The organism is Pollutimonas rozaliensis (assembly GCF_048751585.1).
Classification (GTDB): domain Bacteria; phylum Pseudomonadota; class Gammaproteobacteria; order Burkholderiales; family Burkholderiaceae_B.
Genome location: NZ_JAZHOB010000081.1, coordinates 1 through 277, shown reverse-complemented (window position 1 = coordinate 277; position 277 = coordinate 1). Strand labels below are relative to the sequence as shown.

The window sequence follows — 277 nt, the reverse complement described above, 5'->3', positions numbered from 1 at the left end:
CACCGTCATAAGCGTCAACAGCATAAAGGTGCTTCCTGTCTCTTACCGCCGCGCCATGAACACTGCTGCGCTGAGCCTTGCGCTATTGATGCTGACGGGCTGCGCATCGCTTGGCAACAGCAGCCAACCTGAAGCTCCCAAACCAGACCTGTCTGAACTTGCACATCAAGCTGCCCAGCAAATGATGGCAAGCAACCCCGACCTTACCCGCTATAGCCCCATGATTGCGGCCACCTTCGTCAGCATCGACAATCTGAGCCAATCCTCCACCTTTGGC

At 56.3% G+C, this 277-nt stretch carries 1 protein-coding gene; it reads left to right on the top strand.

What is annotated here, in order from left to right:
* On the top strand, window positions 1-277 hold a 277-nt coding region (locus V0R37_RS22060), incomplete at both ends, for a hypothetical protein (protein WP_420376551.1).